The organism is Bacillus sp. RB3 (genome assembly GCF_030164735.1).
GTDB classification, from domain to species: domain Bacteria; phylum Bacillota; class Bacilli; order Bacillales; family Bacillaceae_G; genus Bacillus_A; species Bacillus_A cereus.
On sequence record NZ_JASNGE010000044.1, the window covers coordinates 1 to 15,576 of the forward strand.

The window sequence follows — 15,576 nt, forward strand, 5'->3', positions numbered from 1 at the left end:
GAAGAAAATTTAGCCATAAAAAATGCACCTCCAATTGTTAGACTGTGTCTAACAATTGGGGTGCACTTCAGAATAGGGGGCTTTTCTTACTTTTTATAAATATTTATTCCAATTATATTATCAGATGAGTCTAAACGAATATAAACGTCAGCTGATAAAAGGTGTGCATTATATATTCTTTGTTTATATGTTGATATCTCGAAGCGTTTTCCATTTAATTCACATTCTAGAATAATCATATCGCCATGTTCTTTCCAATTTATTAATTTAGCAGTTGTATTCATATAAACCTCCTCTGAATCATTTTATGAAAATTAGTAGAGATAGTGTGAGAAAGGAGTTTATATAACAAAAAAAGACACCTTAAGTGTCTTCTTTGATTACTATAAAAGTCGTTGAATGAAATAGGTTTCTATTTTTATTTGCGTGAAAAGCCTTCTTCATCAAGGTATTCCGCAGCTTCTGGATAAGAGTTGAATGTACCGTCTAAGTTTACACCAGCGTACACGTTCCACATGTCATCCTCTGAAATAAGAGTAAGAATATGACCATCTTCGTTCTGCCATTCTTCTTCTTTCGCAGGTTCTACAGGTGCTACTACCTCTTCTTGTGATAGAAGGTCAATTGATTTCTCAATTACTGAACGTAACTCCTCTGCTGAAAACTCACGGATGTTAACCATACCTTTATCATCTGTTTTATAACCTTTAATACCGCTTGCATATACAAATCCATTTCCATTTGGGTGTAAATGAAATACAACGTTCTTTTTATCTAAACGACTTTCTTCAAAGTGGAAGTTTACACGTTTTAATGATACGTTCTTTCTTTCTAGTTCTGGGAAAGATTCAATAATCGATAATTTTTCTTCAAAAGTTAGCATAGTGCCTCCAAGTATATAGTAAAAGATTTAATTTGTTCATTATAGCATAGTTGCAATTGTTTCCAAAGATAAGGGGAAAACTTTTCGTTGAATACGTTTACGTCACGAGAATGTAAAAAGTGAGCTAACGAATGTATCTTTTTAGGTGTACAATGGAACATGGACTTTATACAAAGGTGGTTTTTTTATGTTTCAAAAAATAGCAAAGGAATGTTTAGCAGGATTTACTGTTGCGATTGTTGCGTTACCACTTGCGATTGCGTTTGGTATTGCTGCGACAGGAACGTCTGAGGGAGCGCTTGTTGGATTGTATGGTGCAATTTTTGCAGGTTTATTCGCAGCGTTATTTGGCGGGACACCTGGGCAAGTAACAGGGCCAACTGGACCGATTACCGTTATTGCAACAGGAGTTATTGCGACGCACGGGTTAGAGGCAAGTTTTATTGCCTTTATGATGGCAGGATTATTTCAAATTTTATTCGGTGTATGTAAGCTCGGTTCTTACGTTCGATATATTCCGTATCCTGTCGTTTCAGGATTTATGAATGGTATTGCATTAATCATTATTTTAGGCGAAATAAAACACGTACAAAATAGTTTTCTACTTGTTGTGTTAACGATTATTGTAATGATTGTTTCTGGCAAATGGATTAAGGCGATTCCGTCTAGTTTAGTAGCACTAGTCGGTGTGACAGCTTTGCTTCCTTTATTTTCTTCTCTACTCGAAGGACTTACAGTAAAGTTACCGATTATCGGAAATCTTTCACTAAATAAAGTAATTGAAAAGATTGGAACCATTCCAGAAGCGATACCTACGCTTCATATTCCATCTTTAAGTGGAACAGGAATAGCAGCACTTATTTTACCAGCGCTTAGTATTGCTTTGTTAGGGTCGATTGACTCGTTGTTAACATCGGTCGTAATGGATAATGTGACAGGTACACGTCATAAAAGTAATAAAGAGCTCGTTGGACAAGGTATCGGTAATATGATGAGCGGATTGTTTGGTGGATTAGCAGGTGCAGGTGCGACTGTAAGGTCTATCGTGAATATAAGAAGTGGCGGTAAAACGGCACTTTCGGCATGTATGCATAGTGTTATCTTATTTATTTTTATTATGGGTCTTGGTTCGGTCGTACAATATATTCCACTTGCTGTATTATCAGGTATTTTAATTTTAACTGGTATTGGAATGTTCGATTGGGGAAGCATGAAAAAGATGCATGTCGCTCCTAAAGGTGATGTCGTTGTTATGCTCGTAACGATGATTGTAACGGTGAAGTTCGATTTAATGATTGCTGTTGCCTTCGGTATTATTCTTTCGTTCATCATATATATGGTGAAATGTAAAGAACGTAAAACTTCTATCGTAAAAGAAAAAGAAGAAACGTACACAATTCAAGGGCCGCTCTCTTTTCTATCAGTAGATCGTATTTTCTCTACTTTACAAGATGTGAAGTCACCGGTTGTTTTACGTATGAAAGATGTGCGTTATATGGATGCATCAGGAGCTATGGCATTATTAAATTTTGTTGAGCAATCAAATAAAGTAGGAGCAAGTGTAAAGCTTGAGCAAGTACATCCGAGTATTGAAAAAACAATCGCAGTAATGGCAAGCGATGAACAGAAAGAGCAATTGAAAATCTTAAGTGTTTAGATAGTAATTAGAATATCTCACAATTTTACATAAATTATAATGTAGAGTTGTGGGATGTTTTTATAATGTTTTTAGTAATATGTACGCAGTGACAGAGAGGAAGGGCTCTTTTGGCGTAACAGAAACGCTTATAGTGTGTACATATATAATGGAAGGAATTAGAAAAATATTGTGAAGAGACAGGCTTAAATGGGTTCGCTTTTCTATTTTGAAAAAAAAACCAAGTATTCAACCTATAATAAATTTGTTATGATAACCAATGGGATAAAGTGAATTCCTATCGTTTGAAACAATATGTTTGAGAGTATATGTATAAAAGAAAAGAGAAAAAATATGAATAAAACATTTGTAAAAGGAGCAGCAATTTTAACCATTACAACTTTTTTGTCGAAATTGCTTGGTAGTTTTTTTCAAATTCCATTACAAAATATTGCAGGAGATGAAGTGCTCGGTATTTTCCGCCTTGTTTTTCCTGTATATATGATTGCTCTTACATTATCGGTAGCCGGAGTTCCACTTGCAATTTCGAAACTAATTGCAGAGTTGAACGAAAAAAATAAGCAAAAGGAAATTGCGAAATTATTTAAATCAGCGTCAATTATTGGGATAGCATTTGGCGTTTTCGGCTGTTTAGTCATTGTATTATTTTCTATTGAAATTGCAAATATGCTTGGTGGACAAGAAACTAGAATGCCGTTGCTTATTACTTCATTAGCATTACTCATTGCGCCATACATGGCGGTGTATAGAGGGTATTTTCAAGGTTTCGGTGATATGAAACCAACAGGGGTATCACAGGTCATTGAGCAATTTGTACGTGTGTTTTTTATGTTAATAATTGCTTACATACTAGTATTATGGGATAAGAGTAATACTGTTATTACTAGTGGTGCGATGGTTGGCTCTTTTCTTGGAGTCATTAGTTCGCTTATATATTTGCGTATAAAATATAATAGAAGTCCATACTACAATAAAAGCAATTCCTATTCGCTCCGAGATTTAAGAGAAAACGGCAAAAAGATATTGCGGGTATCGATCCCAATCGCTATCGGAGCTTTATCAATGCCACTTTTAAATTTAGTAGACTCGCTTACAATACCGCATGTATTACAAGGATCATCAACAGAAATTCAAGAACAATTTGGAATATACAGTCGCGGTTTTGCATTTACGCAAATAATTGTTATTTTTGCAAGTGCAATTGTATTTCCGTTAATACCACTCTTAACTTCCGCATTGGCCAAAAGAGATATAAATTTGGCGAAAATAACAATTCAAAATACAAATCGACTAGCGCATGTTTTGACAGCACCGTTAACAATATGGTTGATGGCATTAACCGTACCGTTAAATGTCGGATTGTTCACAGACGTAAAAGGCAGTAGTATGTTAACAGTTATGATTGGCAGCTCGTATTTTACTGCGGTTATGGTATTATCAATAGGTGTTTTACAGGGCATTAACCGTTCTGCACAAGCTGCATGGATTGTTATTGGTGCGAGTTGTGTGAAAGTCATGTTAAACATGATGTTCGTGCAGAAGTTTGGCATAGATGGAGCGGCGTATAGTACATTAATTACTTACGTATTGATTTGTATTGTAAATCATTTGTATATTCGAAGCTATATTGCCTATTCTATTCATTTAAAAAGCTTTTTCGGTGTGCTAGCAATAGCATGTATTTTGGGACTAGGATTGTATGAATTATGTAATGTGATAGATGTTACAACTTCAAGAATTATGACGTTATTATTCAGTGGTATAGCATTAAGTATTACAACCATTTTGTATGGTGTATGTGCTTTAAAATTAAAATGGATATCAATAAACAAAATACCATTTTTGAAAAGATAAATATAGAAATTTAATTTTTTATTATAATTCATATGAACTGATAAAGAGGAAACTATGTAGGGTATCAAGTGTTTAGGTAAGGAATGGGTACTAGTTTATGTTAGATGAAATAAACGGTTACCTAGTTTTGGAGGAGATTTAGGGTGCGTTTAGTCTTATCAGGATATTATGGTTTTTATAATGTTGGAGACGAGGCGATTCTACAATCAATTATTGAATCGTTAAGTAAAGAGAACCCGGATATAGAACTAGTAGTACTATCAAATGATTCTAAATATACAAAGGAAATGTATGGTGTAGAATCGGTAGATCGCTGGGATATAAAAGCTGTTTATCATGCGATAAAAAACAGTGATGGAGTTATTAGCGGTGGCGGGAGCCTTCTTCAAGATCAGACAAGTACGAAGAGTATTCTATATTATACGGGTATTATGGGACTCGCTCGATTATTAAAAAAGCCGTATTATATTTATTCACAAGGAATAGGTCCAATTACAAAAGGATATAATCGTCTATTAGTAAAATGGAACTTGTCAAAAGCTTCCTATGTATCAGTTCGAGATGAGGATTCGTTTTTATATTTAAAAGAACTTGGCATAAAAAACGATATTGAAATTGTTCCAGACCCTGTTTTAACATGGAAACGGACAAAACAATCGGATTGGTTGCAAAAGCATTCGATACATGGAAAAGTAATCGCGGTTAGTGTGCGTTATTGGAATGCAAAAGAAGATTATATAAAAAAATTAGCTGCGGCATTAAAAAAATTAAAGCAAGAAGGATACCAAATTCTATTTGTTCCAATGCATGAGCCATTTGATCAAAAAGCTTCGCGTGAAGTAGTAGACTTAATGGGAGAAGAGACGTATATGCTTCCATATAAAATGGATATCGACGAGAAAATATTCATTTTATCACAATGTTCATTACTAATTGGTATGCGTCTTCATGCACTTGTTTTTTCTGCCGTAGCCAAAACTCCAATGGTCGGGATTTCATACGATCCGAAAATTGATTCGTTTTTAAGTCAAGTGAATCAGCCAGTTATAGGAAGTGTGGATGGCGAATGGAGTGCTGAGTATTTATATGAAATTGCGAAAAAGCAATTAATGCAACAAGGAACTGTGCAGCAAGAGTTACAATTGACAATAGATGAGCTTCGGTTGCAAGGCAAACAGGCAACAAAGAAACTCATTGATCATATGGAAAAAGGCACTTTATTAAAAAAGTAAAGTGTCTTTTATTTTTGTTTTGAATTTAATGAAAATTCTAATTAAAAAACGTTTTATTTTAATTCCTATTTATTATGCTAAAATGATTGTGATTATTATATAATCAAATTTGTGATAATAAATTCGTAGATTACGAGGAGGATAACCTTGAAGACTTTTTCAAAAGGTATAACAGCAGTGGCATTAACGGGATCATTACTTTTAACTCCTATTTCAAGTTATGCGGCAAATGATGATATTACAGGACATATGTTTGAGACGAATATGCGCTCACTTATTACTAAAGGAGTTTTAATGGGGTATGGAGACAATGTATATGCGCCTGATAAATTAGTAACAAGAGCAGAGTTTGCTACATTCATAGCAAGGGCTTTAAATTTACCGAAAGCTGATTCGAATTTCGAGGATGTGCCGAAGACTTACGGTTTATATGATGGTGTAAGTAGAGCATATGGAGCGAAAATTATTAATGGTCGTACGAACGAGACATTCTCACCAAATGATGTGATTACACGTGAAGAAATGTCGATAATGGTAAAGCGAGCGTTAGACTATAAAAATATTAAAGTAGCTGTAAGTCCGCTTACCTTTACTGATAAAGATAGTATTAACTATAAAGAGCATGTACAAGTTATGGTGGCTACTCAAATTATTAAAGGGTATCCAGAAGATAATACATTTAGACCACATTTATCAGCTACAAGAGGGATGGCTTCAGCTATGTTGGATCGCATGCTTCAGACGATTGAAAAAAACGGAAATAGCAATCCTGTAGAAACTAAGAAATATGTTGTGACAAATGTAAGAGAAAACGGAACAGAGCAAGAAGTAGAGCGCTATAATACGTATAAAGAAGCGGTTACGGCTGCTCAAAATAAAGGTATGAATGCGGTAAAATACGAGAACGAATTTTTATGGATTAAAGATGGTTTTGCAAGTGCGAAAAGAATAACTGGGCAAAACATCATTAATATTTATGATGAGAATTTGTCAACAGTATATACGTATATTCAGTATGGAACAGAATTGAAAGTGTTAGAAGTTGGCGAAGATCGTGTGAAAGTTCAACTTTCTGGTTTGACAGGTTATGTGAAGAAGAATGAAATCACTTTAATTCCTACAAATGAAATGAAACAGTCGTCTTATTATGTGAAATCGGATGGATATTTATACCATAAATATTATACATATAATACAAGTTCACCTGGATATACAGAATTTAGATATGGTGTGGCACCTTCTTTCATGAAGCAAGGACAGCAAATGTATAGTGTAGATGGAAAGACATTTGGAGATGAAACTTTCTATCAATATTTCAATTATTTATCATTACGTTCGAAAACAGATTATACAGCTGAACAACTAGATAGTTATGTGAAATCGATTAAACCAGACTCTCCATTAATTGGTTTAGGAAAGAAATTTAAAGAAGTAGAAAGCAAGTATAATGTAAATGCATTATTCTTATATTCATTAGCAATTCATGAAAGTTATTATGGAACAAGCGCTCTTGCAAAAGACAAAAATAATTTATTTGGTTTAAAAGCAACAGACGATAGTCCGTATGGTAACGGAGAAGCATTCAATTCAAAAGAAGATTGTATTGAACATGCAGCAAAATTATACATGAATGAAGGATATTTAAATCCAGGACATTGGCGTTATACAGCAACATATACAGGTGATAAAGCTGCTGGTTTAAATGCGAAATATGCATCTGATGCGAACTGGGGTAAAAAAGTAGCGGGGCATATGAACCGTTTTGATTCTTATTTAGGTAAAAAAGAATACAACAAGTACAAACTTGCACGTGTGATGAATAACGTGGAAGTGAAAAAGAATCCTAGTATATCAAATGAGCGACTGTATCGTTTAAATACAAATGTAGTTGTCACAGTTACTGGTGAAGAGATAATAAATGGAAAAGCGTGGGTTAAAGTTATTTCAGATAATCCTACTGTAACAGAAGCGTATATTGCAAAAGAAAGTTTAGAATACGTAAAACATTAATTAAATAAAAAAGAAGGTGCTACTAATATTTCGTAGCACCTTCTTTTTATTCAATTTCAAAATCAACAATGATATAAGCGAGTATAACAACGAAGAAAATACTAACGGCTGGCGCTGTTAATACGTGGCCAGACATAAAGCCAATGCCAAGTGATAGAATGAGTGTGCTCGCTAATAGCATATACTTTACGCTCATGATTTTCTTAAAGTTTGTGATCATGCGGATAAATAATTTAATACCAAAGTATAGAAGAGGTATTAAGTAAATAAGGAAACCGACAATTCCAAAGGCGAAAAATAGGTCATGGAAGTCCATTTCAATTAATTTAATTTTATCTGTGTAGTTACCAGCGTAACCCATTCCGAATAGTTTTTGTGAAAGCGGTGCGTCTTTATAGTATTGTTTGTATGTTTTTAAGAATTTGTCGCGATCACTGTAAATTAAACTTTTTACTTCAGAATCTGTAAGTTCACCTTTTGCATGTTTTTTTGCATCTTCTGGATCTGCTTTAATTACTTTTCCTTCTTTTCGATCTTTCTCTTCTTGTACTGATTTTTTGTATTCGTATATTTGCATGTGAATGCCCATATTTTTTGCGATAGGAGTATGCGGTGTAAGAGCAATTAAACCTCCTAGTATAACTGCGACAACAACGGTATTTACAATATGTGTGAATCCTTTTCCTTCTTTTTTACGATTTATCATATATTCAATGAATGAGAAGAAAAGTGCTACGCCTAATGTAATAACAATTGCGCCATATCCGACTTTCGTTCCGACCATAATACTTGCATACATCGCAAGTATTGTTGGAATCCAGTAATATATTTTCGAGAAAGAAGTTGTTTTATGAATCGAATATAAGACAATAATTGGGAACATAATGGCGAAAAGAGAACTTAAATCATTTCCAGCGAAGAACCAACCTCTTGAACCGATTTTTGAGTGAGGATAGCTTGGGAAATCCGTTCCAGTTTGCATTGCGACAATCATTGTAATGCTTAAAATTAAAGTTGCATATAAGAAATATGTAATGATTTTATGGAATACATACTCTTTATTTTTTAGCTCTTTAAAGGCGATAATATATCCAAAGAGTAGCACAATTGGATATACGCTCTTTAAGATGAATTTAACTTCTTCTCCAAATGAAACTGGAGATTTAACCATCATATTATTTACAAGACTGATTGCGAGTGCGATTCCGAGTAAGCATAAATAGAGGATGTACTTTTTCGCATCTTGTTGTTTGTGATGAAGAAGTAGGTACCCTAATGCAAGAAGCATAAAGGCGAAACGGACTACAACTCCAACTGTTGCGCTCATGTGTAGTATATAGATTGAAAAAGATGTTAATAAATCTAAAATTGGTTGAAACACAATGAATAGCAATAGGAAATGTGGGAAGTAGTTATCCGTTTGTTTCAACTTATTAACCATATGTTCCTCCAGTTCTTCATTCCTTTATTACAACACCCAAAAGATGGGTATAAAGCCTTTTTTACATAGTAAGGCGAATGAATTTCAATATTTGTTTTTTATCAAACTTAAGAATACACCATTTCATTGTAATGGTAAATAGATGAAAAGCATCGATAAACCGACTTTAATTTCTATATTTTTCAACGGAATTGTATGTTTTATACGGTAAATGTACAAATTGCGAGATTATTAGACAGAAAATTGAGAAAAAAGAAGGATTTTTCAGTGGTTTTCTATAATTATATAAGTATAATCTTTATGGAGAAAAGAGGGGTATATATAATGGAAATAACAAGTAAAACAGAATCTGTCGTTGTGAAATATGAAGGCCACGTTGCAACGGTTATGGTCAATCGCCCAGAGGTGTTAAATGCGTTGGATGAGCTGACCTTAAAAGAGTTATTACAAAAGTTGAAAGAAGTAGCGGAAAGTTCTGCGCATATCGTTGTGTTATGTGGGAACGGCCGTGGTTTTTCTGCGGGTGGGGATATTAAATCGATGCTTTCAAGTAATGATGAAAGTAAGTTTGATGGCATTATGAATACCATTTCTGAAGTTGTCGTGACATTATATACGATGCCAAAGCTTGTTATTAGTGCAATTCATGGACCGACTGCAGGTCTTGGGTTAAGTATTGCGTTAACAGCTGATTATGTAATGGCGGATATATCATCTGTTATTGCAATGAACTTTATTGGAATCGCTTTAATTCCAGATGGAGGCGGTCATTTCTTCCTTCAAAAGCGTGTCGGTGAAAATATGACGAAGCAAATTATTTGGGAAGGTAAGAAGTTATCAGCGACAGAAGCGCTTGATATCGGCTTAATTGATGAAGTAATCGGCGAAGATTTCCAAACGGCTGTGAAACAAAAAATTAATGAATGGTCACAAAAACCGATTAAAGCAATGATTCAAACGAAGCAAATTTTATGTGAAGTAAATCGCTCTAATTTAGAGCAAACATTGCAATTAGAAAAGCGTGGTCAATATGCAATGAGACAAACAGCGGATCATAAAGAAGGAATTGCTGCGTTTTTAGAGAAACGTTTACCAGCATTTAAAGGGGAATAAAGTGAAGTGAGGATTTTGTCCATTCCTCACTGATTATTAGCTCGTTAATTCGGGATAAAGGGGAGAAAGTGCTAACACATTTTAGTATAATTGTGTTAGCACTTTTTTTTTAGGAGTAATACATGAAGAAAATAATCGGTGTTATCACTATTATTTTGCTTACATATTCTGCTTTGCATAGTACACCATCTTTGGCAGTTCGGACTGCGTTATTTTTTGAGGGACATCCAAGTGTTGCATTTTTTGACGGGGTGACGAAAGAAAAAGATGTGAAAAAAGAAGCGATTCCAGATGAGTACCAAACTCTATATGGTAAGGAAGAAAACTCAGAGCACTATTTCTTTCCGCCTGTAAGAGCACATGAATCAGAAATTGATATGTTAAGTGCATGCGTGAAGAAAAAATGGTTTTTCTATAAAGCAGAGCTCGGATGTTATTAAATATAGGAGGATGAATGATGTCAGCATATAACAAGTTAGTAAGAGATCGTGTTCCAGAGAAGATTTTAATGTCTGGAAAAACGTATACAGCACAAAAATTAACAGGGCAAGCATACATACAAGCTTTAGCGAAAATTGGAACGGAAGAAATTCGTGAATTTGCTTCTATGAAAGAACGCGAACATGCGCTAGATTCTCTTGCGGATGCGCTAGAAGTTATCATTTCATTAGCACGTGCAGAAGGTGCATCGATTGAAGATGTAGAACGCCTTCGTAAGAAAAAAGAAGTAGAGCGCGGTGGATTTGAAAAAGGGATTTATTTATTAGACGTTTCAGAAGAATAGTTTTATAGGAAAAGCATAGCGTTAATGAGTAACGCTATGCTTTTTTGTTGCAATGAAGCTAATAATGAAGAAGATAGCTGTTAATATCCAGCCGATTGTAATAGAAGTAGTAGTGTGAATGGCATAAGAGATTTGTAAACAAAATAATGATGCTAAAAACCAAATGAGTGCAATGTGTATATATTTTTTTGATATATTCATATTTTATAACTCCTTTTATATACTAAAAAGAATTTTACTACAATTTAGAAAATTAAGCTATATAAGTAGAGGTTTTCTGGTGAATTTTGTATACTGAATAGTAGAGAAAAAGAGGAGGAAACGACAATGGCACATCATGCGAAAGAAACGATGGAACTGATTAAGGAGCTTGTCTCTATTCCAAGTCCATCTGGAAATACAGCAAAAATTATTAATTTCATTGAAAACTATGTCAGTGAGTGGAACGTAGAAACGAAACGTAATAATAAGGGAGCTCTTATTTTAACGGTAAAAGGGAAAAATGATGCACAGCACCGCTTATTAACGGCACACGTTGATACGTTAGGTGCGATGGTAAAAGAAATTAAGCCTGACGGTCGCCTGAGTCTTTCTATGATTGGTGGATTTCGCTGGAACTCCGTAGAAGGGGAATATTGCGAAATTGAAACATCAAGTGGCAAGACGTATACAGGAACAATTTTAATGCATCAAACATCTGTACATGTATATAAAGATGCAGGTGAAGCAAAACGCGATGAGAAAAATATTGAAGTTCGTATTGATGAGCGCGTATTTTCAGCTGATGAAGTACGCGAATTAGGAATTGAAGTAGGAGACTTCGTTTCATTTGATCCGCGCGTTCAAATTACAGAGAGTGGATACATAAAATCACGTCATTTAGATGACAAAGTAAGTGTTGCAATTTTATTAAAATTAATTAAAAGATTACAAGATGAAAACATAACATTACCATATACGACGCATTTCTTAATTTCTAATAATGAAGAGATTGGATACGGTGGTAACTCTAACATTCCAGAAGAAACTGTTGAATACTTAGCAGTTGATATGGGAGCGTTAGGTGATGGACAAGCATCTGATGAATATACAGTATCTATTTGTGCAAAAGACTCTAGCGGCCCGTATCATTATGCACTGCGCAAACATTTAGTAGAGCTTGCGAAAACGAATCATATTGAATATAAAGTAGATATTTATCCGTACTACGGATCTGATGCATCAGCTGCGATTCACGCGGGATTTGATGTGAAACATGCGTTAATTGGAGCGGGTATTGATTCTTCCCACGCATTTGAACGTACACATGAAAGTTCTATTGCGCATACAGAAGCATTAGTGTATGCATATGTAATGTCTAATTTAATTGAAGAATAATTTCATAGATAATAGAGAGCTGATTAAAGATATTATTTTTAATCAGCTTTTTATTTGGCAAAGCGATTAGGAGACATGTCCTAATCGCTTTTTTATCCCGCTATTTGCCGGGCAGTAAGACTCCTACCTCAAAATTCAGCGAAAGCAAAAAAGTTAGATGGGGGCGGGCTGCCCGTAAAAGCCCGATTGGTGAGGGCTGATTAAAGTTTTTTATATACATTCATTATAAGTTATATATATGCGATTTTTGTTATACGGCCGGAAACGTATTTACTATAGATATATAATGTTATACACTATGAAAGGGATTAATTAATAGTTAATATTTTTTAGTTAGCTTGATTAAAAAAATTGTATGAATATGAAGTTTTGAGAGGAGATTTATTTTTCATGAAGTACAAAGCAATAGCCGCAGGTTTATTAGCAGCAAATTTACTAGCACATCCAATTAGTAGTTTAGCAGAAACGAAGAAATTTCCTGATGTTTCAGATAGTGCGTGGTCAAAAGACGCAATTTATTATTTAGTAGAGAGAAATGTAATTAACGGTATGCCAGATGGTAACTTTATGCCATACGGAAATTTAACACGTGCTCAGGCAGCAAAGATTATCGCAACAGCAATTGGTGCTAAAATAGATCCAAATGCAAAGCCGTCTTATAATGATGCAAAAAATAGTTGGGCAGCTTCATTTATTGCAGCCATGGAAAAAGAGAATATTATTAAAGGGCGAGAACCAGGAGTATTTGATCCTGAAGGAAAAGTAACTCGTGCTGAAATGGCAGCTATGCTTGTAAGAGCATATAATCTGAAAAGCAAAGTAACAGGACCAGTTCCTACAAAATTTGCTGATTTAGAGAATCATTGGGGTAAAGAAGAAGTTAATATTTTAGTAGAATTAAAACTTTCGTTAGGTACAGAGGATGGCTGGAAACCGAATGATTCTATTACGCGTGAACAAGCAGCTCAACTTACTGCGCAAACAGATAAATTTAGCAAGAATAGTGATCGTCCAGTAGAAACAAAGAAAATGTACATAGATAGAAAATTCATTACATATCACGCACCATCATTAAGTTCTGGGATTAGTGCAAATCAGCATAATCCACAAATGGTTGAAATTAAAGAAGAACGAGATGGATGGATCAAAATTGCAACAAGTAAAGGTGATAAATGGACACCTTTAGTAGAGAAAACAGAAGTTATTAATGAAGGATTCACTACTTATGCAGAAGCTTCTTCTTCTTCAAAAGTAATGGGAACACATAACGCACAACAAGTAACTGTTATTGAAGAGAACGGCAGCTGGATTCGTATCCGCATGGGCGCTGGTTTCCAATGGGTTAATAAAAATCAATTAAATCCAGTGAAGCAAGGTAACTTCTTAGAAGGAAAAGCGATTATCATTGATCCAGGTCATGGTGGAGCGGATTCAGGTAATCCAGGTTATTATGAGAAAGAAAGTGAAACTGTATTAGATGTATCACTACGATTACAGAAAATATTTGAGAAAAAGACACCATTTACTGTGTTATTCACTCGTACAGATGATACACGTCCAGGAACAAGTGCTTCTGATTCTTTAAAGAAACGTGTAGAATTTGCTCAAAAAAATAATGGGGATATTTTTGTAAGTATTCATGGTAATGGCACGGAAGAGAAAAATGGACAAGGTACAGAAACGTTCTACTATGAATCAGCGACAGCAAGAGGAACAAATCCTAACGTATCAGAAAGTCGTTTACTAGCAGAAAAAATTCAAGAGCGTCTTGTAGATGCACTGGGAACAAAAGATCGTGGTGTGAAAAAAGGCGATTTATACGTAATTAGAGAAAATACAATGCCAGCTGTATTAGCAGAATTAGCATTTGTAGATAATAAAAGTGATGCAGATAAAATAGCTACACCAGCGCAGAGACAAAGTGCAGCGGAAGCTATTTATCAAGGTATTTTAGATTACTATGAAGAAATGGGTAACAACGTGTCTTCTTTCCGTTAATAAATAATAAGAGATTGCCATTGGCAGTCTCTTTTATTTATTAACGTTTCTCTTTATTTCCGGCATATGATATCATTTAATTTTATATACAAAAGAAAAGTATTTGAGTAATTGTAATCATAACAATTTTAAACGATAGAGGATGATAATAGATTGAATAATCATAGTAAAACACCTGCCTGTATATATACGTATGCATTTCGTGAGGAGGAGCGTGCTTTATGTTACTTGGAAATGCGCTCGTTCTTTGGAATGGAGTCCCACGTTAATATTTTAAAAAGTGATGTCAAAATTGACCCGAGTAGAAGTGCGTTTATTAAAGAGCGAATTGAAGTTATGTATGAAGGGGACGACTTAGAAAGCATTTTAAAACAAGTGGAACAAATTGATTTGGCGGGAGCGACGTTCAAAGTCATCTTCGTTAAAATTAATGACCTTGTTGGAGAGAATAAAATTGAATATGGAGAAAGACGTCTTATTGAAAGAGACCTCGGCATGCATATTGAAGGAGAAGCGGATGTTCGTAATCCAGAGCGTGTATTCGGGATTGTTCCTCTTGGAGGACGCTGGTACTTCGGGCACTATGTAGAAAGCGAACCAGTTTGGTATCATCACATAAAAAAACCGCATAGTTATTCGACATCTCTTAGCACACGTGTTGCGAGATCAGTTGCAAATATCGCTGTACCAAATCCAGAGGGAGTACGAGCAATTGACCCGTGCTGCGGTATTGGAACAGTAGTAGTAGAAGCACTTTCTATGGGGATTAACATCGTTGGTAGAGATATAAATCCACTTGTAGTTCTTGGAACGAGAAAAAACATCGCACATTTCGGATTTGAAGGAACAGTAACAAAAGGGCCGATCGAGGAAATTACTGAGAACTACGACGTTGCCATTATTGATATGCCGTACGACCTATTTACGCACGCCACACCAGAAGATCAACTATCAATTCTCTCAAGTGCACGCCGCATCGCGAAAAAAGTAGTCGTTGTCACGATGGAAACAATGGACGACATGATCCATGAAGCAGGATTCGAAATTACAGATCGCTGTATTACAAGAAAAGGATCATTTACTAGACAGATTCTTGTTTGTGAATAAGAAAGAAAGGTCACCCGTTTGGGTGACCTTTTTTGTTTGTATTGATGTGTAATTGGTTGGTGGTTTAGGTAGATGAATTAGCGAAATTTGTCGGTAAGTCGATATTACATGTCGAATCGC

Annotated in this window: 14 protein-coding genes; 10 read left to right on the plus strand and 4 right to left on the minus strand. The window is 34.9% G+C overall.

Annotation, left to right across the window (positions count from 1 at the left end; translation table 11 throughout):
* Positions 1-86: 86 nt before the first annotated feature.
* Both QO049_RS27890 and QO049_RS27895 read right to left on the minus strand, forming a co-directional pair.
* Positions 87-284, minus strand: a complete 198-nt coding sequence (locus tag QO049_RS27890; protein ID WP_001098258.1) for a hypothetical protein — start codon at positions 282-284, stop codon at positions 87-89.
* A 134-nt stretch (positions 285-418) separates the two neighbouring features.
* Complete coding sequence (locus QO049_RS27895) at positions 419-883, minus strand: hypothetical protein (protein ID WP_000954998.1); 465 nt, start codon at positions 881-883, stop codon at positions 419-421.
* Between the two features lie 187 nt (positions 884-1,070).
* Here QO049_RS27895 and QO049_RS27900 point away from each other — a divergent pair, with 187 nt between their 5' ends.
* The 4 genes from QO049_RS27900 to QO049_RS27915 all read left to right on the plus strand — a co-directional run bounded on the left by QO049_RS27900 (position 1,071) and on the right by QO049_RS27915 (position 7,636).
* On the plus strand, positions 1,071-2,540 hold the full coding sequence (locus tag QO049_RS27900) for a SulP family inorganic anion transporter (protein WP_284489691.1): 1,470 nt from the start codon (positions 1,071-1,073) through the stop codon (positions 2,538-2,540).
* A 333-nt stretch (positions 2,541-2,873) separates the two neighbouring features.
* Positions 2,874-4,394 (plus strand): putative polysaccharide biosynthesis protein, encoded by a 1,521-nt coding sequence (locus QO049_RS27905; protein ID WP_087874979.1) that lies wholly within the window; start codon positions 2,874-2,876, stop codon positions 4,392-4,394.
* 143 nt (positions 4,395-4,537) lie between these two features.
* Positions 4,538-5,626, plus strand: coding sequence for a polysaccharide pyruvyl transferase CsaB (gene csaB, locus QO049_RS27910; protein WP_001241591.1), 1,089 nt, complete (start codon positions 4,538-4,540; stop codon positions 5,624-5,626).
* Positions 5,627-5,773: 147 nt separating this feature from the next.
* Positions 5,774-7,636, plus strand: a complete 1,863-nt coding sequence (locus QO049_RS27915) for an S-layer homology domain-containing protein (protein ID WP_000847506.1) — start codon at positions 5,774-5,776, stop codon at positions 7,634-7,636.
* Between the two features lie 46 nt (positions 7,637-7,682).
* Here the strand turns inward: QO049_RS27915 and QO049_RS27920 are convergent, their stop codons facing one another.
* Positions 7,683-9,077: an O-antigen ligase family protein gene (locus QO049_RS27920; protein ID WP_246962111.1), complete on the minus strand. Its 1,395-nt coding sequence runs from the start codon at positions 9,075-9,077 to the stop codon at positions 7,683-7,685.
* Positions 9,078-9,377: 300 nt separating this feature from the next.
* On the opposite strand from QO049_RS27920, the gene QO049_RS27925 reads away from it, so the two are divergent.
* The 3 genes from QO049_RS27925 to QO049_RS27935 all read left to right on the plus strand — a co-directional run bounded on the left by QO049_RS27925 (position 9,378) and on the right by QO049_RS27935 (position 10,974).
* A complete protein-coding gene (locus QO049_RS27925; protein WP_139310384.1) occupies positions 9,378-10,190 on the plus strand; it encodes an enoyl-CoA hydratase in 813 nt (270 codons plus the stop codon).
* A 122-nt stretch (positions 10,191-10,312) separates the two neighbouring features.
* On the plus strand, positions 10,313-10,630 hold the full coding sequence (locus tag QO049_RS27930) for a hypothetical protein (protein WP_246962114.1): 318 nt from the start codon (positions 10,313-10,315) through the stop codon (positions 10,628-10,630).
* Between the two features lie 17 nt (positions 10,631-10,647).
* The gene (locus QO049_RS27935; RefSeq protein ID WP_063220038.1) at positions 10,648-10,974 is read left to right on the plus strand and encodes a nucleoside triphosphate pyrophosphohydrolase; all 327 of its coding nucleotides are present in this window, start codon (positions 10,648-10,650) and stop codon (positions 10,972-10,974) included.
* 21 nt (positions 10,975-10,995) lie between these two features.
* Here QO049_RS27935 and QO049_RS27940 read toward each other — a convergent pair whose 3' ends face one another.
* A complete protein-coding gene (locus QO049_RS27940) occupies positions 10,996-11,175 on the minus strand; it encodes a hypothetical protein (RefSeq protein WP_001027083.1) in 180 nt (59 codons plus the stop codon).
* A 126-nt stretch (positions 11,176-11,301) separates the two neighbouring features.
* Between QO049_RS27940 and QO049_RS27945 the strand changes: the two genes are divergently transcribed.
* The 3 genes from QO049_RS27945 (at position 11,302) to QO049_RS27955 (ending at position 15,456) form a co-directional block, all read left to right on the plus strand.
* Positions 11,302-12,351, plus strand: a complete 1,050-nt coding sequence (locus QO049_RS27945; RefSeq protein ID WP_098218672.1) for a M42 family metallopeptidase — start codon at positions 11,302-11,304, stop codon at positions 12,349-12,351.
* A 390-nt stretch (positions 12,352-12,741) separates the two neighbouring features.
* A complete protein-coding gene (locus QO049_RS27950; protein ID WP_000875323.1) occupies positions 12,742-14,349 on the plus strand; it encodes an N-acetylmuramoyl-L-alanine amidase in 1,608 nt (535 codons plus the stop codon).
* 153 nt (positions 14,350-14,502) lie between these two features.
* Positions 14,503-15,456, plus strand: a complete 954-nt coding sequence (locus tag QO049_RS27955) for a TRM11 family SAM-dependent methyltransferase (protein ID WP_001059308.1) — start codon at positions 14,503-14,505, stop codon at positions 15,454-15,456.
* Positions 15,457-15,576 lie beyond the last annotated feature (120 nt).

What these genes read in the sequence shown, in the direction of transcription:
- QO049_RS27930 (WP_246962114.1), top strand. Translation starts at nt 10,313, where the DNA reads ATGAAGAAAATAATCGGTGTTATCACTATTATTTTGCTTACATATTCT.
- QO049_RS27920 (WP_246962111.1), bottom strand. Translation starts at nt 9,077, where the DNA reads ATGGTTAATAAGTTGAAACAAACGGATAACTACTTCCCACATTTCCTA.
- QO049_RS27900 (WP_284489691.1), top strand. Translation starts at nt 1,071, where the DNA reads ATGTTTCAAAAAATAGCAAAGGAATGTTTAGCAGGATTTACTGTTGCG.
- QO049_RS27950 (WP_000875323.1), top strand. Translation starts at nt 12,742, where the DNA reads ATGAAGTACAAAGCAATAGCCGCAGGTTTATTAGCAGCAAATTTACTA.
- QO049_RS27925 (WP_139310384.1), top strand. Translation starts at nt 9,378, where the DNA reads ATGGAGAAAAGAGGGGTATATATAATGGAAATAACAAGTAAAACAGAA.
- QO049_RS27940 (WP_001027083.1), bottom strand. Translation starts at nt 11,175, where the DNA reads ATGAATATATCAAAAAAATATATACACATTGCACTCATTTGGTTTTTA.
- QO049_RS27890 (WP_001098258.1), bottom strand. Translation starts at nt 284, where the DNA reads ATGAATACAACTGCTAAATTAATAAATTGGAAAGAACATGGCGATATG.
- QO049_RS27895 (WP_000954998.1), bottom strand. Translation starts at nt 883, where the DNA reads ATGCTAACTTTTGAAGAAAAATTATCGATTATTGAATCTTTCCCAGAA.
- QO049_RS27935 (WP_063220038.1), top strand. Translation starts at nt 10,648, where the DNA reads ATGTCAGCATATAACAAGTTAGTAAGAGATCGTGTTCCAGAGAAGATT.
- QO049_RS27905 (WP_087874979.1), top strand. Translation starts at nt 2,874, where the DNA reads ATGAATAAAACATTTGTAAAAGGAGCAGCAATTTTAACCATTACAACT.
- QO049_RS27945 (WP_098218672.1), top strand. Translation starts at nt 11,302, where the DNA reads ATGGCACATCATGCGAAAGAAACGATGGAACTGATTAAGGAGCTTGTC.